Annotated in this window: 22 protein-coding genes; 10 read left to right on the top strand and 12 right to left on the bottom strand. The window is 59.5% G+C overall.

Annotation, left to right across the window (positions count from 1 at the left end; translation table 11 throughout):
• Positions 1-6 precede the first annotated feature (6 nt).
• The 10 genes from TU73_RS21635 to TU73_RS21590 form a co-directional block, all read right to left on the bottom strand.
• Positions 7-1572, bottom strand: coding sequence for a SpoVR family protein (locus tag TU73_RS21635; RefSeq protein ID WP_046069795.1), 1566 nt, complete (start codon positions 1570-1572; stop codon positions 7-9).
• On the bottom strand, positions 1569-2840 hold the full coding sequence (locus TU73_RS21630) for a YeaH/YhbH family protein (protein ID WP_057013923.1): 1272 nt from the start codon (positions 2838-2840) through the stop codon (positions 1569-1571). The genes TU73_RS21635 and TU73_RS21630 overlap by 4 nt, the downstream gene beginning before the upstream one ends.
• Before the next feature lie 113 nt (positions 2841-2953).
• Positions 2954-4876 carry a PrkA family serine protein kinase gene (locus TU73_RS21625; protein WP_003194732.1) on the bottom strand — a complete coding sequence of 641 codons (1923 nt, stop codon included), beginning with the start codon at positions 4874-4876 and terminating at the stop codon, positions 2954-2956.
• A gap of 285 nt (positions 4877-5161) precedes the next feature.
• The gene (gene glpE, locus TU73_RS21620; protein WP_046069794.1) at positions 5162-5491 is read right to left on the bottom strand and encodes a thiosulfate sulfurtransferase GlpE; all 330 of its coding nucleotides are present in this window, start codon (positions 5489-5491) and stop codon (positions 5162-5164) included.
• 9 nt (positions 5492-5500) lie between these two features.
• Positions 5501-6352, bottom strand: a complete 852-nt coding sequence (locus TU73_RS21615; protein WP_057013922.1) for a symmetrical bis(5'-nucleosyl)-tetraphosphatase — start codon at positions 6350-6352, stop codon at positions 5501-5503.
• Positions 6352-6732, bottom strand: a complete 381-nt coding sequence (apaG, locus tag TU73_RS21610; protein WP_057013921.1) for a Co2+/Mg2+ efflux protein ApaG — start codon at positions 6730-6732, stop codon at positions 6352-6354. Before apaG ends, TU73_RS21615 begins: the two co-directional genes overlap by 1 nt.
• 212 nt (positions 6733-6944) lie before the next feature.
• Positions 6945-7757 carry a 16S rRNA (adenine(1518)-N(6)/adenine(1519)-N(6))-dimethyltransferase RsmA gene (gene rsmA / locus TU73_RS21605; RefSeq protein ID WP_057013920.1) on the bottom strand — a complete coding sequence of 271 codons (813 nt, stop codon included), beginning with the start codon at positions 7755-7757 and terminating at the stop codon, positions 6945-6947.
• Positions 7754-8743 carry a 4-hydroxythreonine-4-phosphate dehydrogenase PdxA gene (gene pdxA, locus TU73_RS21600; protein ID WP_057013919.1) on the bottom strand — a complete coding sequence of 330 codons (990 nt, stop codon included), beginning with the start codon at positions 8741-8743 and terminating at the stop codon, positions 7754-7756. The genes rsmA and pdxA overlap by 4 nt, the downstream gene beginning before the upstream one ends.
• On the bottom strand, positions 8740-10074 hold the full coding sequence (locus tag TU73_RS21595; RefSeq protein ID WP_152625184.1) for a peptidylprolyl isomerase: 1335 nt from the start codon (positions 10072-10074) through the stop codon (positions 8740-8742). The genes pdxA and TU73_RS21595 overlap by 4 nt, the downstream gene beginning before the upstream one ends.
• Entirely contained in the window at positions 10055-12832 is a 2778-nt protein-coding gene (locus tag TU73_RS21590) for an LPS-assembly protein LptD (protein ID WP_057013918.1), read from the bottom strand. The genes TU73_RS21595 and TU73_RS21590 overlap by 20 nt, the downstream gene beginning before the upstream one ends.
• Before the next feature lie 130 nt (positions 12833-12962).
• Between TU73_RS21590 and TU73_RS21585 the strand changes: the two genes are divergently transcribed.
• Genes TU73_RS21585 through TU73_RS21575 form a run of 3 tightly spaced genes read left to right on the top strand, consistent with a single transcriptional unit; the run spans position 12963 to position 15428 of the window.
• Positions 12963-13988: an aminoglycoside phosphotransferase family protein gene (locus TU73_RS21585; protein ID WP_057013917.1), complete on the top strand. Its 1026-nt coding sequence runs from the start codon at positions 12963-12965 to the stop codon at positions 13986-13988.
• Positions 13985-14659, top strand: coding sequence for an N-acetylmuramate alpha-1-phosphate uridylyltransferase MurU (murU, locus tag TU73_RS21580; RefSeq protein ID WP_057013916.1), 675 nt, complete (start codon positions 13985-13987; stop codon positions 14657-14659). Before TU73_RS21585 ends, murU begins: the two co-directional genes overlap by 4 nt.
• Before the next feature lies 1 nt (position 14660).
• Entirely contained in the window at positions 14661-15428 is a 768-nt protein-coding gene (locus TU73_RS21575) for a TerB family tellurite resistance protein (protein ID WP_057013915.1), read from the top strand.
• A gap of 83 nt (positions 15429-15511) precedes the next feature.
• On the opposite strand, the gene TU73_RS21570 is transcribed toward TU73_RS21575, so the two are convergent.
• Positions 15512-16486, bottom strand: coding sequence for an alpha/beta hydrolase family protein (locus TU73_RS21570; protein WP_057013914.1), 975 nt, complete (start codon positions 16484-16486; stop codon positions 15512-15514).
• A 228-nt stretch (positions 16487-16714) separates the two neighbouring features.
• On the opposite strand from TU73_RS21570, the gene TU73_RS21565 reads away from it, so the two are divergent.
• The 4 genes from TU73_RS21565 to trpE all read left to right on the top strand — a co-directional run bounded on the left by TU73_RS21565 (position 16715) and on the right by trpE (position 20986).
• Positions 16715-17863 (top strand): iron-containing alcohol dehydrogenase, encoded by a 1149-nt coding sequence (locus TU73_RS21565; protein WP_057013913.1) that lies wholly within the window; start codon positions 16715-16717, stop codon positions 17861-17863.
• Between the two features lie 83 nt (positions 17864-17946).
• The gene (gene rpe, locus TU73_RS21560; RefSeq protein ID WP_046069785.1) at positions 17947-18621 is read left to right on the top strand and encodes a ribulose-phosphate 3-epimerase; all 675 of its coding nucleotides are present in this window, start codon (positions 17947-17949) and stop codon (positions 18619-18621) included.
• Positions 18618-19436, top strand: coding sequence for a phosphoglycolate phosphatase (locus TU73_RS21555; RefSeq protein WP_057013912.1), 819 nt, complete (start codon positions 18618-18620; stop codon positions 19434-19436). The genes rpe and TU73_RS21555 overlap by 4 nt, the downstream gene beginning before the upstream one ends.
• Positions 19437-19504: 68 nt before the next feature.
• Complete coding sequence (gene trpE, locus TU73_RS21550; protein WP_057013911.1) at positions 19505-20986, top strand: anthranilate synthase component I; 1482 nt, start codon at positions 19505-19507, stop codon at positions 20984-20986.
• A gap of 60 nt (positions 20987-21046) precedes the next feature.
• Here the strand turns inward: trpE and estP are convergent, their stop codons facing one another.
• Complete coding sequence (estP, locus tag TU73_RS21545) at positions 21047-22969, bottom strand: esterase EstP (RefSeq protein ID WP_057013910.1); 1923 nt, start codon at positions 22967-22969, stop codon at positions 21047-21049.
• Positions 22970-23381: 412 nt separating this feature from the next.
• Here estP and TU73_RS21540 point away from each other — a divergent pair, with 412 nt between their 5' ends.
• Genes TU73_RS21540 through trpC form a run of 3 tightly spaced genes read left to right on the top strand, consistent with a single transcriptional unit; the run spans position 23382 to position 25867 of the window.
• Positions 23382-23975, top strand: coding sequence for an aminodeoxychorismate/anthranilate synthase component II (locus tag TU73_RS21540; protein ID WP_046069781.1), 594 nt, complete (start codon positions 23382-23384; stop codon positions 23973-23975).
• 9 nt (positions 23976-23984) lie between these two features.
• A complete protein-coding gene (trpD, locus tag TU73_RS21535; protein ID WP_043051166.1) occupies positions 23985-25034 on the top strand; it encodes an anthranilate phosphoribosyltransferase in 1050 nt (349 codons plus the stop codon).
• Positions 25031-25867, top strand: coding sequence for an indole-3-glycerol phosphate synthase TrpC (gene trpC, locus TU73_RS21530; protein WP_057013909.1), 837 nt, complete (start codon positions 25031-25033; stop codon positions 25865-25867). Before trpD ends, trpC begins: the two co-directional genes overlap by 4 nt.
• Positions 25868-25897 lie beyond the last annotated feature (30 nt).

The following is a 25897-nucleotide window of genomic DNA, read 5'->3' as shown; positions in this document are numbered from 1 at the left end:
GCTGCTTCAGAGATGAACGACGGCCATGTCCAGGCGGCCGTAGTCATTGTCGTTGTGATCACTGCGTGGTGGCACGTGATGGGTTTTCATGACCTGATCGCCCTGTAGCGTTTCCAGGTGGATGTCGAACCCCCACAGTCGATGCAGGTGCTTGAGCACTTCCTCGGTGGATTCGCCCAAAGGCTTGCGATCATGCTGCTGGTGACGCAGGGTCAGCGAACGGTCGCCGCGCACATCGATGCTATAGATCTGCACGTTAGGTTCGCGATTGCCCAAGTTGTACTGAGCGGCCAGGGTTTCGCGGATGATGCGGTAACCCGGTTCGTCGTGGATGGCCGGGACCACCAGGTCGTCCTTGAGGTCGTCATCGAGGATGCTGAACAGCTTGAGGTCGCGAATCACCTGAGGTGACAGATATTGCAGGATAAAACTCTCATCCTTGAAGCTGCTCATGGCGAACTTGATGGTCGACAACCAGTCGCTGCCAGCGATTTCCGGGAACCAGCGGCGATCTTCTTCCGTGGGGTGTTCGCACATGCGGCGGATATCGCGGTACATGGCAAAGCCCAGGGCATAGGGGTTGATGCCGTTGTAATACGGGCTGTCGAAGCCGGGCTGGAACACCACGCTGGTGTGTGAGGTAAGGAACTCCATCATGAAGCCGTCAGTGACCAAGCCTTCGTCGTACAGATCGTTCATCAACGTGTAATGCCAGAAAGTTGCCCAGCCTTCGTTCATCACCTGGGTCTGGCGCTGTGGATAAAAGTACTGGGCGATCTTGCGTACGATGCGCACGATTTCCCGCTGCCAAGGCTCTAGCAGCGGAGCGTGTTTCTCCAGGAAATAAAGGATGTTTTCCTGAGGTTCGACGGGGAAGCGCGCATTGTCCTTGTCGTTGTTTTTGCCGGCACGTTTGGGGATTGTGCGCCATAGGTCGTTGATCTGTTTCTGCAGGTGCTCCTCACGCTCCTTTTGGCGCAGGCGTTCCTCTTCTGCGGAGATCGGGTAGGGACGTTTGTAGCGGTCGACCCCGTAATTCATCAGGGCATGGCAGGAGTCCAGAAGGTCTTCCACCGCATCGATACCGTGGCGTTCCTCACACTGCATGATGTACTGCTTGGCAAACACCAGGTAATCGATGATCGAACTGGCGTCGGTCCAGGTGCGAAACAGGTAGTTTCCCTTGAAAAAACTGTTGTGCCCATAACAGGCGTGAGCGACCACCAGCGCCTGCATGCAGATGGTGTTTTCTTCCATCAGGTAGGCGATGCACGGGTCGGAATTGATCACGATCTCGTAGGCCAGGCCCATCTGTCCTCGCGTGTACGACTTCTCGGTGCTGAGGAAGTGTTTGCCATAGGACCAATGGTGGTAACCCAACGGCATGCCCACGGAGGCATAGGCATCCATCATTTGTTCGGCGGTGATGACCTCAATCTGGTTGGGATAAGTATCCAGGGCATAACCCGCCGCAATACGGCTGATTTCCCGGTCATAGGCCTGGATCAATTCAAAGGTCCACTCGGAACCGGTGGAAATGGGTTGACGCTTGTTCTCTTTTTTGGCGGTCATGTCACTAACCTGCGCTGGAAGAGTTCACGGAAGACCGGGTAGATATCGCCGGCCGAGACCAGTTGCTGCTGGGCGAACGTATCGGCAAAGGCTTCGCCGATGCGCTCGTACTCGAACCACAGGGCCTGGTGCTCACGGGGGGTGATTTCGACGTAGGTGTAGTACTGCACAAACGGCATGATCTGGTTGATCAGGATGTCACGGCAGATCGGCGAGTCGTCGTTCCAGTTGTCGCCGTCGGAAGCTTGGGCGGCGTAAATGTTCCAGTCGTTGGCAGGGTAGCGTTCGGCCATGATCTCCTGCATCAGCTTCAATGCGCTGGAAACGATAGTGCCGCCGGTCTCCCGCGAGTAGAAGAACTCTTCTTCATCCACTTCCCGGGCGCTGGTGTGATGGCGAATGAACACGACGTCGATCTTGTCGTAGTTCCGTTTCAGGAACAGGTACAGCAAGATAAAGAAACGCTTGGCAATATCCTTGGTCGCCTGGGTCATGGAGCCGGACACGTCCATCAGGCAGAACATCACGGCCTTGGAACTGGGGTTGGGCTGTTTGACCAGCAGGTTGTATTTCAAATCAAAGGTATCGAGGAACGGTACGCGGCGGATGCGCGCGCTGAGTTTCTCTATTTCTGCCTCGATTTCCTGGATATCGCCGAAGTTATCCGGCTCTTCACGCTTCAAGCGCGCCAACTCCTCCTTGGCCTGCTTCAGTTTGGCGCGGCTGCTGCCGGACAGGGCGATGCGCCGTGCATGGGCTGAACGCAAGGTGCGGATGATGTTGATGCGCGATGGATTACCCTCGTTGCTGATCCCGGCGCGCACGGTCTTGAAGGTGTCGGTCCCGGTCAGGTTGCGCTTGACCAGGTTGGGCAGTTCCAGATCCTCGAACATGAATTCGAGGAATTCTTCCTGGGTGATCTGGAATACGAATTCATCCATGCCTTCCCCGGCGTTGCCGGCCTTGCCCGGGCCTTTACCGCCACCCCCACCTTGTGGGCGCTGGATGTGTTCGCCGGTGGTGAATTCCTTGTTGCCGGGGTGCACGACGGTCTGTTTGCCGCCGCGGCCGTGGTGAAGCACCGGCTCGTCAATGTCCCGCCCCGGGATACTGATTTGTTCGCCGTGCTCCATGTCAGTGATGGAGCGGCGGCTGACGGCTTCTTCGACGGCCTTTTTGATGTGGTCACGGTAACGCCGCAGGAAACGCTGGCGGTTTACCGTGCTCTTGTTTTTGCCATTGAGGCGTCGGTCGATCACATAGCTCATAGGGAGCCCTCCGGGCAGCTTCACGTTACAAGCTTCAAGCGGCTAGCTGGAAGCTTCGGGACAAGCGGTCGGCTGCCAGGCCAACGGTCTGGCAGTGCACACTTGTCGCTGCCTTACTGCGATTTGCGCACCCGCAGGTACCACTCGGAGAGCAACCGTACCTGTTTGTCGGTGTAGCCTCGCTCGACCATTCGAGTAACGAAGTCGTTGTGTTTTTGCTGATCCTCCTTGCTGGCCTTGGCGTTGAAGCTGATGACCGGCAGTAGGTCCTCGGTGTTGGAGAACATTTTCTTCTCGATGACCACCCGCAGCTTCTCGTAGCTGAGCCAGGTGGGGTTCTTGCCGTTGTTGTTGGCCCGGGCGCGCAGTACGAAGTTGACGATTTCGTTACGGAAATCCTTCGGATTGCTGATGCCGGCGGGTTTCTCGATTTTTTCCAGCTCCTCGTTGAGGGCCACGCGGTTGAGGATTTCGCCGGTTTCCGGATCGCGGTACTCCTGATCCTGAATCCAGAAATCGGCGTACAGCACGTAGCGGTCGAAGATGTTCTGGCCGTACTCGCTGTAGGACTCCAGGTACGCGGTCTGGATTTCCTTGCCGATAAACTCGATGTAGCGCGGTGCCAGGTATTCCTTGAGGAATCGAAGATAGCGTTCACGGGTTTCGGCCTGGAATTGCTCCTGCTCGATCTGCTGTTCCAGTACATAAAGGAGATGCACCGGGTTGGCGGCAATCTCATGCGGGTCGAAGTTGAAGACCTTGGACAGGATCTTGAACGCAAAGCGGGTCGACAGGCCGTTCATACCCTCGTCCACGCCAGCGGTATCGCGGTACTCCTGGATCGACTTGGCCTTGGGATCGGTGTCCTTGAGGTTTTCGCCGTCGTATACGCGCATCTTCGAATAGATATTCGAGTTCTCCGGCTCCTTGAGGCGCGACAGCACGGTGAACTGGGCGAGCATCTTCAGGGTATCGGGCGCGCAATGGGCCTTGGCCAGGGAGCTGTTGAACAGCAGTTTGTCGTAGATCTTGATTTCATCGCTGACCCGCAGGCAGTACGGCACCTTTACGATATAGATCCGGTCAATGAAGGCTTCGTTGTTCTTGTTGTTGCGGAAAGTGTGCCATTCCGATTCGTTGGAGTGGGCCAGCAGAATCCCGGTGAAGGGAATGGCCCCCAGGCCTTCGGTACTGTTGTAATTGCCTTCCTGGGTCGCGGTGAGCAGTGGGTGGAGCACCTTGATCGGTGCCTTGAACATCTCCACAAACTCCATCAGGCCTTGGTTGGCCCGGCACAGCGCGCCTGAGTAGCTGTAGGCGTCGGCGTCGTTCTGCGGGAATTCTTCAAGCTTGCGGATATCGACCTTGCCCACCAGCGCCGAAATATCCTGGTTGTTCTCGTCGCCCGGTTCGGTCTTGGCGACCCCGATCTGGTTGAGGATCGACGGGTAGAGTTTTACTACGCGGAACTGGCTGATATCTCCACCAAACTCGGCCAGGCGCTTGGTAGCCCACGGCGACATGATGGTATTGAGATAGCGTCGAGGGATACCGAAGTCTTCTTCAAGGATCGCGCCATCTTCCGTGGCGTTGAACAGGCCCAGGGGCGACTCGAAGACCGGCGAGCCCTTGATCGCGTAGAAAGGCACCTTCTCGATCAATTGCTTGAGTTTTTCAGCCAGGGACGACTTACCGCCGCCGACGGGGCCGAGCAGGTAGAGAATCTGCTTCTTCTCTTCCAGGCCTTGGGCGGCATGGCGGAAGTAGGAAACGATCTGATCGATGCATTCCTCCATGCCATGGAAGTCTTCAAAGGCCGGATAGCGGCGGATCACCTTGTTGGAGAATATCCGCGACAGCCGCGAATTGTTGGCGGTTTCCACCAACTCCGGCTCACCGATCGCCAGTAGCAGGCGCTCGGCCGCAGATGCGTAGGTGCTGCGATCCTGCTTGCACAGCTCGAGATACTCTTGAAGGGTGAGTTCCTCCTGCTGCGTGGACGCGAAGCGTTGTTGGAAGTGGCTGAAAATACTCATGACGTCGTCACCTCGCTCGATACGTGGAGCCGACGCCGGATCAATCAGTCGATGCTGGCAGTCATTGACGGACGCCAATGGCTGTTTTCCCCCCAGAACACCCTGAAACGCTACCGATGACCCGTACGCCGGTGTACCGGCTCTCCCCTGATTTGGATGGCCTGCGCTTAAGGATAGTTCGGAATCCGGGAGGTAAAGGGGTGATGCGCAATTAGTTTGGCTGCGCCGTTCGTCAGAAACGGCGCAAGCCCAAGCGTCACGCGGGGTAGCGGGGTGTGAAAAAAATTATTGCGAATCGCCGGAGGAAATTTCCGAAGGGTAGGTCGCACGCCACAGCTCAAAGCCGCCGTCCAGGCTGTAGACGTCGGAGAAGCCCTGGCTGACCAGGTAAGCGGCCGCGCTCTGGCTGGAATTACCGTGGTAGCAGGCTACGATCAGGGGCGCATCAAGGTCGGCGGCGCGGATGAAGTCGGCGATATTGACGTTATCCAGATGCCGCGCGCCGCTGATGTGGGCGGCTGCGTAAGTCGGCTGGTCACGGATATCAACCACCACTGCACCTTGCTCGCGCAGGGCCTGGGCTTGTTCGGGAGGGATACGTTTGAATTCGCTCATGGCGGGCTCCTATGGCTTGGCGGTGGCCGGCTGGGTAATGGGAAGGGGATCTTGGCACTGGCAGTCATGACGCTCACCTGTGTCGATATTCATCAGGGTCATGGCGCCGCCCCACACACAACCGGTGTCAAGGGCGAACACGCCGGGCTCGTCGCACTTGCCTTCCAGGGCGGCCCAGTGACCGAAGATGATCCGGGTGTCACGGGTCTTGCGTTCCGGGTGGGCGAACCAGGGCTTATAACCCGGGAGCGCAGTGTCGGCGCCTTCCTTGCTCTTGAGATCCAGCTTACCTTCGGCGGTGCAGAAGCGCATGCGCGTGAAGTAATTGGTGATCACACGCAGGCGGGCCACGCCGGTGAGGTCGTTGTCCCACTTCACCGGGTCATTGCCGTACATGCCGTCGAGGTAGGCCGTATACAGGTTGTCGTCAGCCAGTGCACTTTCGACTTCGGCGGCGCACTTGAGGGCTTTTTTCAACGTCCATTGGGGCGGGATGCCCGCATGGACGAGGGCGATGTTGCGGCTTTCGTCGTAATGCATGATTTTTTGGCGACGCAGCCAGTCGAGCAGCTCGACGCGATCGGGCGCATCGAGGATTTCCCGCAAGGTATCGCCCTTTTTCAGACGCTCGATATTATTGCCGACGGCCAGCAGATGCAGGTCGTGGTTGCCCAGTACGCACATCAGGGAATCACGCAGGTTATAGAGATAGCGCAGGGTTTCCAGGGACTGGGGGCCACGGTTGACCAAATCCCCCACCAGCCACAGGCGATCCTCAGCCGGGTCGAAGGCTACGCGCTCCAGCAGGCACTTAAGGGGCTCCAGGCACCCTTGCAGGTCACCGACCGCATACGTCGCCATCAGTGCAGGGCTCCGGGCACCGCGAGGCGGAAGGGCTTGATGGTGGCGTCGAACAAGTGGCCATCGGTGGCCTTCATTTGATACGAACCTTGCATGGTGCCGACTGTGGAGGTCATCACCGTGCCGCTGCTATAGGTATGGCTGGCGCCGCTGTCGATCAAGGGTTGCTGGCCCACCACGCCTGCGCCGCGCACTTCCTCGACCTGGCCGTCACCGTCAGTGATCACCCAGTGCCGTGACAGCAGCTTGGCCGGTACCAGCCCGTTGTTTTTCACTGTGACGGTGTAGGCAAAGGCGAAACGGTTGTGTTCAGGTTGCGATTGGTCCGCCAGGAAGCGGGTGACGACGCTGACGTCGATCTGGTAGCGAGGATCGGACATGCAAGAGGCCTTAGAAGCGGAGGACAGCAGATGCGGCTCAGTCTAGGCCATCAGGTGGGCACTAGGCCAGACATGCTGTCTGGGATGACGTGAGCCCAATGTGGGAGGGGGGTTGCTCCCGGTAGCGGCGTGTCAGTTGAAACTGTATCCACTGATACTCCTCTATCGGGAGCAAGCCCCCTCCCACATTTGGACCATGTTGTCCTTTTGTCTTATTCCGCTGCTGGAGCAGGCTGGATAGCCAGTTGGTCGGCCAGGCGCACGAACGCGGCCAGGTCCAGCTGCTCGGGGCGCAGGCTGCCATCGACGCCGGCGGCCTCGATTTCAGCGGTGCTCAGCAGAGCCTTGAGGGTATTGCGCAGGGTCTTGCGACGTTGGTTGAACGCTTCGCGTACCACGCGTTCCAGTAATTTATGGTCCTTGGCCGGATGCGGCAGCACCGCATGCGGTACCAGGCGCACGATGGCCGAGTCGACCTTGGGCGGCGGGTTGAACGCGCCAGGGCCTACGTTGAACAGGTGCTCCACACGGCAATGGTACTGGACCATGATCGACAAACGGCCCCAATCACCACCGCCAGGGCCGGCGGCCAGGCGTTCCACCACTTCTTTTTGCAGCATGAAGTGCATGTCGCGGATGATCCCGGCGTTGTTCAGCAGGTGGAAAATCAGCGGTGTGGAGATGTTGTACGGCAGGTTACCCACTACCCGCAAGCTGTTGGGCGCGGCGTTGAGGCTGTTGAAGTCGAACTTCAGTGCGTCGCCCTGGTGCAGGTTAAAGTTGGGCTTGCCGGCGAACTGCTGGTTGAGGATCGGGATCAGGTCCTTGTCCAGCTCTACCACGTCCAGTTGCCCGCCACTGGCCAGCAAGCCTTGGGTCAGCGCGCCCTGGCCAGGGCCGATTTCCAGCAGGCGGTCCTCGGGCTTGGCATGGATGGAGCGCAGGATGCGGTCGATCACGCCAGCGTCGTGCAGGAAGTTCTGCCCGAAGCGCTTGCGCGCCCGGTGTTGGTAATGCTCAGTCATATACGGGTCTCGGCCATCTGATAGGCGGTTTCCAGGGCTACGTGCAGGCTGCCGGTATCGATCTTGCCGCTGCCCGCCAGGTCCAGGGCTGTGCCATGGTCGACGGAGGTGCGGATGATCGGCAGGCCCAGCGTCACGTTGACTGCGGCGCCGAAGCCTTTGTATTTCAGCACGGGCAGCCCCTGGTCATGGTACATCGCCAGCACTGCGTCGCAGTGCTCCAGATATTTGGGGGTAAACAGAGTGTCTGCGGGCAGTGGACCGCGCAGGTCCATGCCTTCTTGGCGCAGGCGCTCTAATGTCGGTTCAATGATGTCGATTTCTTCATGGCCCAAGTGACCGCCCTCACCGGCGTGGGGGTTGAGCCCGCAGACCAGGATACGCGGTTGGGCAATGCCGAATTTCTGTTGCAGGTCGGCGTGCAGGATGCGCGTGACACGCTCGAGGCGCTCGGCGGTTATGGCGTCGGCGATTTCACGCAGCGGCAGATGAGTCGTCACCAAGGCGACGCGCAGGCCGTGGGTGGCGAGCATCATGACTACTTGAGCGGTGTGGGTCAGCTCGGCGAGGAATTCGGTATGGCCGGAGAAGGCGATGCCGGATTCGTTAATCACACCTTTGTGCACCGGAGCGGTGATCATGCCGGCGAAGTCACCGTCGATACAGCCTTGGCCCGCACGGGTCAGGGTTTCCAGCACAAACGCCGCATTGGCCTTGTCCAGTTCACCGGCAACAACCTTGGCGTGCAGCGGGGTATCCCACACATACAGGCTGCCTGCGGGCGCCGGCAGATCGGGCCAGCTGCCCGGTGCCACGTCCAGCAGCTTGACAGCCACACCCAGTTGCGCGGCCCGCTCGGTGAGCAGGTCGCGGCTGGTAATGGCAATCAGGGGGTGTGGCTGGGGTTGCGAGGCAAGCAGCAGGCAAAGGTCTGGACCAATGCCGGCCGGCTCGCCGGGTGTCACCGCGAAACGCTGGGGTTTCACTGGGTGGCCTGGTCGGTGCCTGTTTGCTCGGCGCCTGGCAGCTTGTTTTCTACATAAGCTTCGTCACGGATCTGACGCAGCCAGGTTTGCAGCTCTTCGTCGTATTTGCGGTTACGCAGTACGGTCAGGGCTTGCTGCTCGCGGGCCTGGTTGGTGTTGTCCGTGGCACGACGGCCAAGGACTTCCAGCACATGCCAGCCATATTGGGTCTTGAACGGTTTGGACAACACGCCTTGCGGGGTATCGGCCATGACCTGCTGGAACTCCGGTACCAGGGCTTTTGGGTCGATCCAGTTCAAGTCGCCGCCGTTGAGGGCAGAACCTGGGTCTTCCGAGAAGCTTTTGGCCAGGGTAGCGAAGTCTTCGCCGTTTTCGATGCGGTCGTAGATCTTCTGCGCCAGTTCCTTGGTTTGTGCCTCGGTGCGGATCTCGCTCGGTTTGACCAGGATATGACGAACGTGTACTTCGTCTTTCAGCGAGGTCTCGCCGCCGCGCTTGCCCAGCAGCTTGAGGATAATGAAGCCGCCTGGCGTACGTGCCGGTTGGGTGATGTCACCCACGTTCATGGCGCTCAGTTCACGGTCAAACGGAGGTGGCAGTTGCGCGGCTTTACGCCAGCCCATGTCACCGCCGTCCAGGGCGTTATCGCTGCCGGAGACGGCAATCGCGGTCTGGGCAAAGTCAGCGCCGGCCTTCAAGCGGTCGTACACCGCTTGGGTCTTGGCCGCTGCGGCATTCAGTTGCTCGGCGCTGGCGCTGTCTGGCGTTGGAATCAGGATATTGGCCAGGTGCAGTTCTTCGGAGAGCTGCATCTTGCCAAGGTCCGAGGCCAGGAAGTTCTTCACTTCCTGTTCGGACACCTGAACCCGTTCGGCCACACGGCGCTGGCGCACACGGCTGATGATCATCTCGCGCTTGATCTGGTCACGGGCGTCCTCATAGGACAACCCGTCGTGAGCCAGGGCGGCGCGGAACTGATCGATGCTCATGTTATTGCGTTGAGCGATGGTGCCGACGGCCTGGTTCAGTTCTTCGTCCGAAATACGGATGCCGGAGCGTTCGCCGATCTGCAGTTGCAGGTTTTCGACGATCAGACGCTCCAGTACCTGGGGTTCCAGGACACTGGTCGGCGGCACGCCACCGCCACGCTTGGCGATGGTTTGTTGGACTTCCTTGACCCGTTGGTCCAACTGGCTCTGCATGATCACGTCGTTATCGACGATGGCCGCGACTTTATCCAGCTGTTGGACCGCGGCGTGTGCCGTCACAGTACCCAGGAACAGCGCGCCCAGCACTAGCGGGCGCAAACACTCAGAAAGCTTTGTCTTCACGTTCACGATAACCTTCAATGCCTTTGTCGAGGAAGCTCTCTACCTTGGCGCCGGTCAGGCCGCCGAGTCCTTTAAGGACGATCTGGAGGAAGAGCCCGTGGTCACCCTTTTCGTTCTGCGGGGCGATCTGCGTGTATTCGTCGTTGGAAACCCAGTAACGGTTGATGACACGAAGCTTCCAGCAGCAGTTGTCGTATTCGAAACCACCGAAGGCTTCCAGCGTGCGGTTGCGGGCATAGTCATACTGCCAACGGGTGATCAGGTTCCACTGCGGAATGATCGGCCACATCATCGAGAAGTCGTGTTGCTGGATTTTGTAGTAATCCTTCACGTAATTCTCTTGGCCTGGGCTGCCGAAGTCGCCGCCGAACTGCCATTTGCCGGTCAGTTGGTTGTAGACGACCTGGTCATTACGATAGCGGTAGCCGAGGTTGACGACCTTGTTCGGATTGTCTTCCGGCTGGTAGTGGAACATCGCACTGCCGGAACGAGGGCTATGGCTTTCGGTATCCCAGTTGTAGTCGGCCGTGGCGCGCCAGTCGCGGTTGAAGCGGAACTCGTATTCCAATGCAATTGGCGAAACGTTCGAGTGCGCGTCATCGCGTGTCTTGGCATCGATGCCCGGCAATTGAACTTCACGGTCTTTGAAGTACACCGCTTGGCCGATGGAGGCGCGTTGACGCTCGAAACCATTCTCTTCGATCCAGCGGCTGGTAAGGCCAAAGGACAGCTTGTTCTCGTCGCCGATGCGGTCGGAGCCGCTGAAGCGGTTATCCCGGAACAGTGAGGAGTAGCTGAACGAGTTTTCGCTCGTGTCGAAAACAGGGATCTCGGTTTGGTCTTTATTCGGCACGTAGAGGTAGAACGCACGAGGTTCGAGGGTCTGGTTGTAGTCTTTGCCGAACCAATTGGTCGTGCGGTCGAAGTACAGGCCGCTGTCGATACTTGCGATAGGTACTGAGCGATCCTGCGAGCTATTGAAGGTTTGACCGCCAGCAGCCATTTGGCTCTTGCCTGTACCGTCAAGGTCCAAATCGTACTTGGTATAAACGTACTTCAACTTAGGCGTCAAAAAGCCATAGGACCAGTTCATCGGATACGAAACAGCTGGCGCGAGGTTCAGGCGCGTACCGTTGGCACGGGTCAGGCCGGTAACGTTGGTATCGAGTCGACGCGACACCAGGCCATTTTCGTCGGTAAAGTTACCGTTCTCCAGATCCCGATCAAAGCGTACGGCTTCGGTTTCATAGCTGAAATCCAGGCCACCCGGATGAAATGGCAGTTGGCCATTCAAGGTGAGCTGGGGCAGGCGGTCATATGGCGTGATCTGAGTGATTGTCGCCAACTGATAGGCCTGCACATTCAAGCGGGCCTGATAAGAGTCGCCCCGATACGTCAGGGAGCCCTGTTGGTTCAGAGCGTCCTGGCTCTCAACCCCTTCCTCATACGACTTCAAATCCTGGAAGTAGTAAGGGTCGCTGATCCTGGTGTAATCCACCTGGGAAGTCAGACGCGAATCCAATCCACCCTTATGCTGCCAGTTGAGCATATAGCGGGTTTTTTCGTAATCGGTCTGGTTCTTGCGCTCGTCATTATCATCGTTGAGGTACGCCCCACCAAACTGCCCTTCACTCGACTTGGTCAGGTAGCGGAATTCGCCTTCCATCAACAAGCCGCGCTTGGTCATGTATTGCGGGTACAACGTAGCGTCATAGTTCGGCGCCAGGTTGAAGTAGTACGGCGTCACCAGGGTGAAGCCCGTCTCGCCACCGGTGCTGAAACTTGGCGGCAGGAAGCCGGATTGACGACGATCGTCAATCGGGAAGTAGATGTAGGGGGTGTACAGGATCGGAATGTTCTTGACCCGCAACGTCGCGTTGGTGGCTGTACCGAAACCGGTGGCCGGGTTCAACGTGATGTTGTTGCCCTTGAGCTGCCAGGCGTTGCTGTCCGGCTCGCAGGTGGTGTACGTACCGTCCTTGAGACGGATGATCGCGTTCTCGGCACGCTTGGCGTACAGCGCGTTACCGCGGATGCGTGACTTGTGCATCACGTATTCGGCGTTGTCGATCTGGGCGGCGCCGGTGTCCAGCTGCACTTCGGCATGGTCGCCGACAATCAGCGCGCCGTTGTCGCGCAAACGCACCTTGCCGTTCAGCTCGCCACGGTTCTCGGCCTGGTACAGGCTGGCTTCGTCCGACTCCAGCTGCATGCTGCCCTGGCGCATGACCACGTCACCGGCCAGTGTCGCAACCTGCTGCTCCTGCTCGTAACGAGAGGCCTTGGCACCGATGAAGGTCGGCGCATCGCTCTTGTTCGTCTTGTCGTTCATGCCAGGACGAACAGGCTCGATGTAGGCACCACTGCAGTAAGGACCGGTTTCGGCCAGCTGTGCTGCGGTCAGCTTCTCGCGAGGCACCCAGTCAAGGTGGCTGTAGTCGGCGCTGCGCGAACGCAGGCCACGGCCCTTGGCTTCGGTGACCAGCATGGTCTTCGGCTCGGCGTCGGCCTTGCCGCCGGCTTCGCCTTGCGGCGTACCGTTGGCCGAGCTGACGGCGGAACCGTCATGCACCGGACGCGGCGGCAGCGGGGCGGCGGCGGTCTTCGGCGCACAATCCCAGGCACCCGAAGCGGAGACCGAGCAGTCATACTGCTCAGCGGCGACCACGTGTGAAGTGGCGAAAGGTTGCATGGCCAGCAGACTGCCGGTTACCAGCAACGGAAATTTTCTACGAAACGCGGGGGATTTCAATGCCATCTTATTAGTCCGGGCTTCCTGCGTGCCATCTGCCCGCGGTTTGGGCCGCACGCCTCTCGATGGTCTGAAAAAGATGCGTGATAATAAAGCATGCCCCGCTTGACGGCTAGCGCCGTCGGAGACCTCTGTAATGCCCGAGCAAGATCTACGTTTACAACAGCTGGAAGTCTGGCTGGATGAGCAGTTGCCAATCCTATTCAACGCTCAGGACTGGGGCGCCGTGCCCCCGGCCACATTGACCGCGGCCAGCAGCGACGCGAGTTTCAGGCGTTACTTCCGCTGGGAGGGCGGTGACCATACGTTCGTTGTCATGGACGCGCCACCTCCCCAGGAAAACTGCAAACCTTTCGTCGATATCGCGCATCTGCTGGCGAAATCCGGAATAAATGTGCCGAAAATTTATGCAGAAGATCTGCCCCGTGGCTTTCTTTTGCTTAATGACCTGGGCAGAAAAACCTATCTGGACGTAATTGACGGTGAAAACGCCGACCAGCTATTTGCCGATGCCATCGATGCGCTGCTCGCGTTGCAACAACTGCCGATGGACCAACCACTGCCCAGCTACGACGTGGCCTTGTTGCGCCGCGAGCTGGAATTGTTCCCGGAGTGGTACGTACGCCGGCACTTGGGAATCGACTTTGACGCCGAGCAACAGTCCCTCTGGCAGCGGGTCAGCGAGCAGTTGATCGACAGTGCGCTGGCGCAGCCCAAGGTGCTGGTGCATCGCGACTATATGCCGCGCAACCTGATGATCAGCTCGCCCAGCCCTGGCGTACTGGATTTCCAGGACGCGGTCTACGGCCCGGTGACCTACGACATTACCTGCCTGTTTAAGGACGCCTTCCTCAGTTGGCCCCAGGCCCGTGTGCGGGATTGGCAGCGCGGCTACTGGGAGCGTGCCGGCAAGTTGGGAATTCCCGTGCAGGATGATTTTGAAGACTTCCTGCGCGCCAGCGACCTGATGGGCGTGCAGCGCCACCTCAAGGTCATCGGTATCTTTTCGCGCATTTGCCATCGCGACGGTAAGCCACGCTACCTGGCGGACGTGCCGCGCTTCTTAGCTTATATAGACGCAGTGCTCGCCGACCGGCCTGAGTTGAGCGAACTGGGCGAGCTGCTTGCCAGCCTGCGCCAACCCGCCGAGGCGAGCGTATGAAGGCCATGATCCTGGCGGCGGGCAAAGGCGAGCGCATGCGTCCGCTCACGCTGCATACGCCCAAGCCGCTGGTGCAGGCCGGTGGTAAGCGTCTGATCGAATATCACCTGGAAGCGCTGGCCAAGGCCGGCTTCACCGATATCGTGATCAACCACGCCTGGCTCGGTCAACAGATCGAGAGTTACCTGGGCGATGGTGCGCAGTTCGGTCTGCGCATCCGCTATTCACCGGAGGGCGAACCGCTGGAAACCGGCGGCGGGATTTTCCAGGCCCTGCCGTTATTGGGGGATGAGCCGTTCCTGGTGGTCAATGGCGATATCTGGACCGACTACGACTTCGCCCGACTCAAGCAACCGCTCAAGGGTCTGGCGCACCTGGTGATGGTCGACAACCCGGCACATCACCCCTCGGGTGGTGATTTCTATCTGGATCATGGTGTGCTTCATGATGCGGCGCCCGGTGCCGATAACCTGACCTTCAGTGGCATATCAGTGCTCGACCCTCAATTGTTCGCGGGTTGCAGCGCGGGTGCCTTCAAGCTGGCCCCGCTGTTGCGGGCGGCCATGGCTAAAGGGCTGGTAACGGGGGAACACATGACAGGATGTTGGATTGATGTCGGCACGTTGGAGCGCCTGGCACAGGTCGAAACTCTGCTGACAGCGGGGCAGTAGGATGTTGTGGCCAGGGACGCTGATCGGCGCCGGGGCTGGCTTTGCCATTGCCAGTATTCCGGGGGCATTGTTGGGGGCATTGCTGGGGCAGGCGCTGGATCGCCGCCTGCAGCTGCACAGTTGGGCGCAGTTGCGCGAGCGCCTGGGCGGGCGCCCGGCACTGCGCAACGACGAATTGTTGTTTGTGCTGTTGGGGCGACTGGCCAAGAGTAATGGGCGGGTTGTCGATGGGCATATCCAGCAGGCGCGTCAGGAAATGCGTTCGTTGGACATGAACGAGCCGGCCCAGCGCCGCGCCATCATGGCATTCAACCGTGGTAAGTCCGGCAGTGTCCGGGTACGCAGCTACCTGCGTGTACTCAAGGCCCAGCCCCATGCGGCGGAAGGCGTCTTGCGTGCTTGTTGGCGCATGGCCTGGGCGGACGGCCGGGCGGATGATGCCGAGCGCGACCTGATCGACCAGTGGGGTAAGTGGCTGGGCTGGACGCCGCAACAACTCCAGGCGCTGGCAGTCGATTACGCGCCGGAGCGCAAGCCATTGGCAAGTCGTGGCGGGGCCTATCAGGAGGCGTTGCGGATTCTAGGCGTGACGGCAACCACCGAACCCTCGGTGATCAAGCGCGCCTACCGCCGCCTGCTCAGCCGTCATCACCCGGACAAGATCGCCGGCAGCGGTGCCAGCCCCGCGCAGGTACGGGAGGCGACGGAGCGCACCCGGGAGCTGCATAACGCCTATGCGTTGATTCGCGAGCGGCGGGATTTTCGCTGAGGCTATTGGTCTGAAAACCCAGGCCAATGTGGGAGGGGCTTGGCCTCTCCCACATTGGTTCTACATTAATTTCGAATTTGTGATCAGTTGGCGCCGGCCTGCGGGCTCAGCCACCCGCGAACCCGCCGATACAACTGTTCCTGCTCTGCTGCGCTATTGCCGGGCAAAGCCGTGAGTGATACCTGCTTATAGGCGTCATTTTTCGAGCGTTTGGCGGCCTGAAGACGTTCCTGTGCGTTTTTGCGTTCCTGGGCGCCATCTTGATAGAACACATCTGCCGTAGGCACCTTCAAGCTCGGCGCCAGTTGTTGCAGGTCTGGTTGGCGGGCGGCGGGCGTCTTCCCTGCCACCATGACCAATTTCTGCACCTGTGAGGGTTGTTTCTCGCTCAGGTAACGTGCCGCCCACCAGGCGCCGGTGCCATGGCCGAGCAATACCACGCTGCGGGCGCTCTGGGTCTGGGCAAAGGCGACGGCGGCATCGATACGGTCGAAGATGCGCTTGGCGTCGGTCTTTTCCTGTTCATCCGCGCCCGGTACCACCGCCGGGTCAGTACCTTCGGCCTCGGCGCTGGCGGCCTGTTCGACGGGTTTGGCGGCCGTGCTGCCCTCCTTGCTGCTGGTATCGACTGCAGCCTTGGGCGGTTCGATGACGCGCGGCGGCAGAGTGTCCACATTCACGTCCGGCAACGACAGGCTCAGGGTGCCCCAGTGGGCGTCCGGTAACTTGCTCCGCAAGGGGGCGATGGCTTGCGGCCAGTCAGCGTTCTCCCCGGCCCCTGGCACAATAATCACCACGCCTTCAGCTTCGGCATTGTTGGCGGGTTTCCAGAGTGCCAGAAACGAATCGCTCCCAGCCTGCAACTGTTGTTGTTCCTGTTGCGGAACCTGCCGTTCGAGCGCGCTGGCTTCTGCCTGGCTACGCTCGGGCAGGGGGTGGCGTTCAACCGGTTTTTCGTCTGCAGGCGCTGGCGCTTCGGCGGCCTGCACGGGCGGGGCGCTGGTCAATAGTAGCGATAGGCACAATGCTGACAGTGCCGAGCGGTGAAGAAAAAGCATCGTTAATTCCCGGCCAGAAGTGATTCCAGCAGCCTAATGGGTTGGTCGGTATTTGTCAGTGGCGTGAGGAGTGGTTTTCGCGTTCAATTCGTTATCGGCTGTTTGTAGTTTGCCTTGAAAGGGTAGGGCGTCGTCTCAGCCCTCTGACCATTCAGCCAATGAATGACAGACAACATCCCGTGGGCAGCTATTCTTGTGCCAGCCCTACATTAATAAGAGGCCGCGCACATGAGTACTTCCTCATTCAAGATCGCCCACAAACTGCTGACCGGCGCGGGCGCCATTGGACAACTGGCCGCTGAGCTCACGCGCTTGGATGTCGATAACCCGTTGATCGTCACCGATGCCGCGCTGGTCAAGTCCGGCACCGTGGCGTTGGCCCTGGAGCACCTGGGTGATCGCGCCTACGAAATTTTTGATCGCGTGCTGCCTGACCCGGAAATCGCCATCGTCGAAGACTGCATGCGTGCCTATCGCGAGGGCGGGCATGACGGTCTTATTGGCGTGGGCGGCGGCAGTGCCATTGATATTGCCAAGAGCGTGGCAGCCTATGCCGGCTACCACGGCGCGCTGGCGGACTTGTTCGGCGTCGACCAGGTGCCGCGTAAGGGCCCGCCGCTGATCGCCATCCCCACCACGGCCGGCACCGGCTCGGAAGTGACCAATGTGGCGATCCTCTCCGACAAGGCCGCACAGCTGAAAAAAGGCATCGTCAGCGACTACCTGCTGCCGGATGTGGCGCTGATCAGCCCGCAAATGACCCTGACCTGCCCGCGCAGCGTCACTGCCGCCAGTGGTGTGGACGCCCTGGTGCACGCCATCGAGTCCTACCTGTCACTGAATGCCTCGCCGATTACCGACGCCCTGGCCATCGGTGCGATCAAGTTGATTGCCCGCGCGCTGCCCAAGGCTTACGCCAACCCGGCCAACCTGCAGGCCCGTGACGACATGGCCACCGCCAGTCTCATGGCCGGCATGGCCTTCGGCAACGCTGGGGTCGGCGCCGTGCATGCGCTGGCGTATCCCCTGGGTGGGCGCTTCAATATCGCCCATGGTGTGAGCAATGCGCTGCTGCTGCCCTATGTCATGCATTGGAACAAATTGGCATGTGTTGAACGAATGCAAGATATTGCTCAGGCCATGGGTGTGAACGTGGCCGGCTTGAGTGTCAACGATGCTGCCGACCGTGCCGTGGAGGCCATGACGCGCTTGTGTGCCGCAGTGGAGATCCCGGCGGGGCTGCGCAGTTTCGGAGTGCCCGAGGATGCCCTTGCGTCCATGGCCACGGAGGCGGCAGGTATTGAGCGCCTGATGCGCAATAATCCGCGTCAGCTCAGCGCGGCGGATATCGAGAAAATCTACCGGGCTGCTTACTAAGCATTGAGATAGGTCACCGTGCGCGCAGCAAAGCATGAGGTATACAATGCGCGCCATCGTGATTTAGCTCAAAAAGGTGCGTCATGCAGCCCTTCGTCATCGCTCCATCGATTCTCTCCGCCGACTTCGCCCGCCTGGGTGAAGAGGTGGACAAAGTGTTGGCCGCCGGCGCCGACTTCGTGCACTTCGATGTCATGGACAATCACTACGTGCCCAACCTGACCATCGGCCCGATGGTCTGTGCCGCGCTGCGCAAGTACGGCATCACCGCACCGATCGACGCGCACCTGATGGTCAGCCCGGTGGACCGCATCATCGGCGACTTTGTTGAGGCCGGCGCGACCTACATCACTTTCCACCCGGAAGCGTCGTTGCATGTCGACCGTACCCTGCAACTGATCCACGAAGGCGGCTGCAAGGCCGGCCTGGTGTTCAATCCGGCCACCCCGCTGAGCGTGCTTGAGTACGTGATGGACAAGGTCGACATGGTCTTGCTGATGAGCGTCAACCCAGGCTTCGGCGGGCAGAAGTTCATCCCGGGCACCCTGAACAAGCTGCGCGAAGCTCGCGCACTGATCGATGCGTCCGGCCGCGATATCCGCCTGGAAATCGACGGTGGGGTTAACGTCAACAATATCCGAGAGATCGCCGCTGCTGGCGCTGATACCTTCGTGGCTGGCTCGGCGATCTTCAATGCCCCGGACTACCAGGCCGTCATCGACAAGATGCGCGCCGAACTGGCGCTGGCGCGTCCATGAGCGGCTTTGAGCAGTTGTTCCCCGGCAAACTGCCACGGCTGGTGATGTTCGATCTGGACGGTACCTTGATCGATTCGGTGCCCGACCTGGCGGCGGCGGTGGATGAAATGCTGCTCAAGCTGGGACGCAAGCCGGCGGGGGTCGAATCGGTGCGTGAATGGGTGGGCAACGGTGCGCAGATGCTGGTGCGCCGGGCCCTGGCCAACCATATCGATGCCGAAGGCGTGGATGACGTCGAGGCCGAACACGCCCTGGAGCTGTTCAATGCGGCCTATGAAAATGGCCATGAGCTCACCGTTGTCTACCCCGGTGTGCGTGACACGCTCAAATGGTTGAGCAAGCAGGGTGTGGAAATGGCCTTGATCACCAACAAGCCGGAGCGCTTTGTCGCACCTTTGTTGGACCAGATGAAGATCGGTCGTTATTTCCGCTGGATCATCGGTGGCGACACCTTGCCGCAGAAGAAGCCTGACCCGGCTGCGCTGTTCTTCGTGATGAAAATGGCCAATATCCCGGCGTCCCAATCGTTGTTTGTCGGCGATTCACGCAGCGATGTGCTGGCGGCAAAGGCCGCCGGAGTCAAGTGCGTGGCCCTGAGCTACGGCTACAACCATGGGCGGCCGATTGCAGAAGAATCGCCGGCCCTGGTGATTGACGACCTGCGACTGTTAATCCCCGGTTGCCTGGGAGCGAGCGCTGAGATAACGTTGCCCGACATTGATCCGTCCCCTTCTGGAAACGCCATCGTGGTGGTTACTCGCAAACTCTGGATGAAAGTCATCAAGGCCCTGGCCCGCTGGCGTTGGCGCGCCTGACTGATCCTCGCCGCACTGCGGCACGTTTGCCTACTTGACCGTTTATCCCTCATGCCACGAGGCACCCCATGATCCGTGAAGAATTCCTGCGTTTGGCCGCTGCCGGCTATAACCGTATTCCCCTGGCCTGCGAAACCCTGGCCGACTTCGATACGCCACTGTCGATCTACCTGAAACTGGCCGACGAGCCCAATTCCTACCTGCTCGAGTCGGTACAGGGCGGCGAGAAGTGGGGCCGTTACTCGATCATCGGCTTGCCATGCCGCACCGTGTTGCGGGTACACGACCATCATGTGAGCATCACCCATGACGGTGTCGAGATCGAAAGCCATGACGTAGAAGACCCGCTGGCCTTTGTCGAAACCTTCAAGGCACGCTACAACGTGCCAACTATTCCTGGCCTGCCGCGTTTCAACGGTGGGTTGGTGGGGTATTTCGGCTACGACTGCGTGCGTTATGTGGAAAAGCGCCTGGGGAAATGTCCGAATCCGGACCCTTTGGGTGTACCGGACATTTTGCTGATGGTCTCTGACGCGGTGGTGGTGTTCGACAACCTTGCCGGCAAGATGCATGCGATTGTTCTCGCCGATCCTGCCCAAGAGGCTGCCTTCGAGCAAGGCCAGGCCAGCCTTGAAGCGTTGCTGGAAAAACTGCGTCAGCCGATCACCCCGCGTCGCGGCCTGGACCTCAGCCGACCACCGGCGGCCGACCCGGTGTTCCGTTCCAGCTTTACCCAGGCTGACTACGAGCGTGCGGTCGACACCATCAAGGAATATATCCTTGCCGGCGACTGCATGCAGGTGGTGCCATCGCAACGTATGTCCATCGACTTCAAGGCTGCGCCGATTGACCTGTACCGGGCGCTGCGTTGCTTCAACCCGACCCCCTACATGTACTTCTTCAATTTTGGTGACTTCCACGTCGTGGGCAGTTCACCGGAAGTGCTGGTACGTGTCGAAGACAACCTGATCACCGTGCGTCCGATCGCCGGTACTCGCCCGCGCGGCGCGACCGAAGAGGCGGATGTGGCGCTGGAAGAAGACCTGCTCAGCGACGACAAGGAAATCGCCGAGCACCTGATGCTGATCGACCTGGGCCGCAACGATACCGGGCGGGTCTCAGAAATCGGCTCGGTGAAGCTGACCGAGAAGATGGTCATCGAGCGCTATTCCAACGTGATGCATATCGTGTCCAACGTCACCGGCGAATTGAAAACCGGATTGACGGCGATGGATGCGTTGCGGGCGATCTTGCCGGCGGGCACGCTGTCGGGTGCGCCGAAGATCCGCGCCATGGAAATCATCGATGAACTGGAGCCGGTCAAGCGTGGTGTCTATGGCGGTGCCGTGGGGTATTTTGCCTGGAACGGCAATATGGACACTGCGATTGCGATCCGCACCGCGGTGATCAAGGACGGCGAACTGCATGTGCAGGCCGGAGGAGGGATTGTGGCTGACTCGGTGCCGGCCCTTGAATGGGAAGAAACCCTGAACAAGCGCCGGGCGATGTTCCGTGCCGTGGCGCTGGCAGAGCAAACTCCACAAGACTAAAGCTGAAATAAAAAATGTGGGAGCGGGCTTGCCCGCTCCCACATTTGTTTTGTGCAGTATTTAGAAATCCAGACTGACCCCGACATTGACCCCTTGCTGGGTCAAATTGTCATCCTTCCTCAGGTTATACGCCGCCCGCAACGCCAGCTCCTGAGTCAGTTTATGGCTGACCCCAAGGCTCAGACGATCGGAGTTGCTGCGAGGCGTATACCCGTCCAGCTTGAAGTCGATTCCCTGCACGCTGTTGAGCGAAATATTCACTTTCTGCGTGTCATTTTCGAACTCGTGATCGTGAGCCACTTCGCCGAACACCTGGGTTTGCGGTGTGACGCGGTAGCTGCCCTGCAGCCCGATGCCCAAACGCTTGGAGTCACGTTGTTGATCATCAAAGGTCAGCGCGGTGGAGCGACTGTTTTTTTCCGAATAACCATTCACTTCGACGCGTGCATAATCGGCGCTGATGAACGGCGACAGGTGCCAGTCGCTGCCCGGTGCGGCAACGTCATAGCCCAGCCGGCCGCTCAAGGCCCAGAGCCAACCATCGGTATCACCTTTTTCGGACGCTTCGTTCACGCCCAGGACGAACTTGCGCTTGAGACTGTCGAAGTCCAGTTTGCCGCCGGTCAAGGCGGCATCGGCCCACCAGTGATTTTGCTGGTATTGAGCGAAGGCCGTGCCCATGTAGCTGTTGAGCTTGTAGTCCGAATCGTTGGCGCCAGCTTCGAGTGTCTGTCGATACAGGCCGGCGGCAACACCTACGCGCCAGTTTTCATCGAGCCGGTAGCTGCTGCCGATATTCAGGTTGTAGCCGCTGCCGTCGCCACTGGCCGAACTGCTCTGGTCATCGAAATCCAGACGCTGCCCACCACCGGCCACGATTGCACGCCATTGTCCGACCGCTTGCCAGTTGCCACTGTCTGCTTGCCATTGATTGCGCAGCTCGTCCTGGTGGGCGCGCAATGTGCCTTGGGCCATTTCCGGCAGCAAGGTCAGCTCCCAGGGCGCCGCCAGCAGCGAATAGGCGTAGTCGGCAATCAGCCTTTGCCCCGCCACCGTGGGGTGGACCGAGTCGTTGTAGATCAGCTTGGTCGGGTCTGGGTTGGTGCCGCCAATGCCATAGGTGGGGTTAGCGCTGCAGCTGTTGCCGCTGAAACAGGTGCCGGTCAGATTCTGCCCCGTGGCCAGGCCGAATCGCGCTGGGTCGGCGAAGGCTTCCTTCAACAGCAATGGGATATTCAACGGGATAACTTGGGCGTCGACGTACGACAGGCGCTGAACCAATGACTGGTTGAACAGATTGCTCAGGGCCGAGGTCGCTGCCTGCTGCGGGGTGCCATTGATGGCCGGCGTCAGCCCAAGGTCGGGCAACATCCACACCATGATGTACCGCGCCCCGGCTTGTTGCAGCGCCTGGGCGCTGTCAGCCAGGCGCCCGCCGGCGGCGATGGCTTGTTCGGGGCTCAGTACGCGGCCTTGGAGGAAGTCATTGCCGCCGCCGGAGAGAAAATACAGCGCATTGGGGTCGGCTCGTCCGCCGTTGGCTGGCAGATATCCTTGGCGGCTGCGCAAAACTGTACCCGCGCCAGGATTGCCGGGTGGAATCGCAGCATCGGAGACCGAGGTAATAGAGTCGAGGATGTTGTCGGTACGGTAGCCCCCTACCGCCCAGTTGTTACCATCTGGCAAGCCTTGGGCTGCGCGAACCGGTGAGGTGGAGGCGTTCAGGTCGTTGGGGGCTACCCCCAGTTTTGCACCCAACAGGGTCGATGAAACCAGACCGTACTCACCCTGGAACGTCGGGCCTGTACGGTTGGTAAACCGTAGCGTGGAACCATTCGAGCCATCGGGAAACTGGCCCGCATCGGCCAGGCTGTCACCAAAAACCACCATCGTTGAATACGGTGACGAAGCTGCGAACGCCTGGGCGCATGCCAGTGACAAGAGACAGCCGGCAAGGGGCGCGAAAAATGCTGGTCTGAACATTCAAGGTTCCATTTGGTTGTTTTTGTATCGGAACTCAAACACTAGCAAAACTTCTGGTATTTTCTGTAGGGATATACCGAATTCGCCTACGTTCCCCCCCGTATTTACTACTCCATATTGCACCGCTGGCTAGGCTACGTTACTGTGCTTGAACGTATGAATGAGACCCTCTCCGTGTTGATCATCAGCAAACTCTTGATGCGAGTAGTCAAGGCACACGCCCGTTGGCGTTGGCGCGCCTGACATTTTTCTCTGCCGGCCCGGCCGGACCTGTACCGATTTGCCTTCTTCACCCGTTGTCTGACGCCCCTTGCCGGCTACCCCCGGCAATCGGAACGTGCGCCTGGCAGCGGGTCACTCTCTTGGAAGGCCGTCATTTGAAATCAGTGAATTCAAGAGGCTTGAACCCCACATGTTGCTGATGATTGATAACTACGACTCCTTTACCTACAACGTTGTGCAGTACCTTGGCGAGCTCGGTGCCGAGGTCAAGGTCGTGCGCAACGATGAACTGACCGTCGCCGAAATTGCCGCCCTGAATCCGGAGCGCATCGTGGTTTCGCCAGGCCCTTGCACGCCGACCGAAGCGGGCATCTCTCTTGAAGCCATCAGCTATTTCGCCGGCAAGCTGCCGATCCTGGGCGTATGCCTGGGCCATCAGTCCATTGGCCAGGCGTTTGGCGGTGACGTGGTACGTGCACGCCAGGTCATGCATGGCAAGACCAGCCCGGTGTTCCATAAGGATCTGGGTGTGTTTCATGGCCTGAACCTGCCCGTGACGGTGACCCGTTATCACTCGCTGGTGGTCAAGCGCGAAACCTTGCCTGAATGCCTGGAGTTGACCGCCTGGACCCAGCTGGAGGACGGCTCGGTCGATGAGATCATGGGCCTGCGTCACAAGACACTGAATATCGAAGGGGTGCAGTTTCACCCTGAATCAATCCTGACCGAGCAGGGCTACGAGCTGTTCGCCAACTTTCTCAAGCAGAGCGGCGGCACGCGCTAAGGACTTTTCATGGATATCAAGACTGCCCTGAACCGTATCGTCGGCCATCTGGACCTGAGCACCGCGGAAATGAGCGATGTGATGCGCGAGATCATGACCGGTCAATGTACCGACGCGCAGATCGGCGCCTTTATGATGGCAATGCGCATGAAGAGCGAAAGCATCGACGAAATTGTCGGTGCGGTGTCGGTGATGCGTGAGCTGGCGGACAGGGTCGAACTCAAGACCCTCGACGGCGTTGTCGATGTGGTCGGCACCGGCGGTGACGGTGCAAATATTTTCAACGTATCGACAGCCTCATCTTTTGTGGTGGCTGCCGCTGGCTGCACCGTCGCCAAACATGGTAACCGTGCGGTGTCCGGCAAGAGCGGCAGTGCCGATTTGCTGGAAGCGGCGGGTATCTACCTGAACCTCACGCCGGTACAAGTAGCACGCTGCATTGACAGCGTTGGCATTGGCTTCATGTTTGCCCAGTCCCATCACGGCGCGATGAAGCACGCTGCCGGCCCACGCAAGGATCTCGGCCTGCGTACCCTGTTCAACATGCTTGGCCCGCTTACGAATCCGGCCGGTGTGAAGCACCAGGTGGTGGGTGTATTCAGCCAGGCGTTGTGCCGGCCACTGGCCGAAGTCTTGCAGCGCCTGGGCAGCAAACATGTGCTGGTGGTGCATTCCAAGGATGGCCTGGACGAATTCAGCCTGGCGGCGCCGACCTTTGTCGCTGAGCTGAAGAACGATGAGGTCACTGAGTATTGGGTCGAGCCCGAAGACTTGGGCATGAAGAGCCAGAGCTTGCACGGCTTGGCGGTGGAAAGCCCGGCAGCTTCGCTGGAACTGATTCGTGATGCTCTGGGGCGCCGTAAGACCGAAAACGGTCAGAAGGCCGCGGAGATGATTGTTCTGAATGCTGGCGCGGCACTTTACGCAGCCGACCACGCCTATAGTCTTAAGGAAGGTGTCGCCTTGGCTCACGATGCGCTGCACACTGGTCTGGCTCGTGAGAAGCTCGAAGAGCTGGGAGCCTTCACTGCCGTATTCAAGATGGAGAATGAAGGATGAGTGTGCCGACCGTTCTGGAAAAGATCCTGGCTCGCAAGGCCGAAGAGGTGGCCGAGCGCCGCGCCCGCGTGAGCCTGGCCGAGTTGGAGGCGCAGGCGAAGGCTGCCGATGCGCCACGGGGTTTTGCCAGTGCCTTGATCGCCCAGGCCAAGCTCAAGCAGCCGGCCGTGATCGCCGAGGTGAAAAAAGCCTCGCCGAGCAAAGGCGTCATTCGCGAAAACTTTGTACCGGCTGAAATCGCCGCCAGCTATGAGAAGGGCGGGGCGACTTGCCTGTCCGTGCTGACCGATATTGATTACTTCCAGGGTTCCGACCTGTTCCTGCAACAGGCTCGTGCTGCATGCAAGTTGCCGGTGATCCGCAAGGACTTCATGGTTGACCCTTACCAGATCGTCGAAGCCCGAGCCTTGGGCGCTGACTGCGTGTTATTGATCGTCTCCGCACTGGATGACGTGAAAATGGCCGAGTTGGCGGCGGTGGCCAAAAGCGTCGGTCTTGATGTACTGGTCGAAGTGCATGACGGCGACGAGCTTGAGCGCGCACTGAAAACCCTCGACACGCCGTTGGTGGGGGTCAACAACCGTAACCTGCATACGTTTGAAGTCAGCCTGGAAAATACCCTGGATCTGTTGCCGCGTATTCCCCGTGATCGTTTGGTGATTACTGAAAGTGGCATCGTCAATCGTGCCGACGTGGAGCTGATGGAAATCAGCGGCGTTTACTCGTTCCTGGTGGGCGAGACGTTCATGCGTGCCGAGAACCCGGGGGCGGAATTGCAACGCCTGTTCTTCCCGGAGCGTGGCGTGACAGTCAGTGGTTCGACGTTAGACTGATCCAAATGCGCTATAAAATGTGGGAGGGGG

This window comes from Pseudomonas libanensis (assembly GCF_001439685.1).
Classification (GTDB): Bacteria; Pseudomonadota; Gammaproteobacteria; order Pseudomonadales; family Pseudomonadaceae; genus Aquipseudomonas; species Aquipseudomonas libanensis.
Note: the sequence above shows the minus strand (reverse complement) of the source record. Positions and strands in the feature narration are given on the sequence as shown.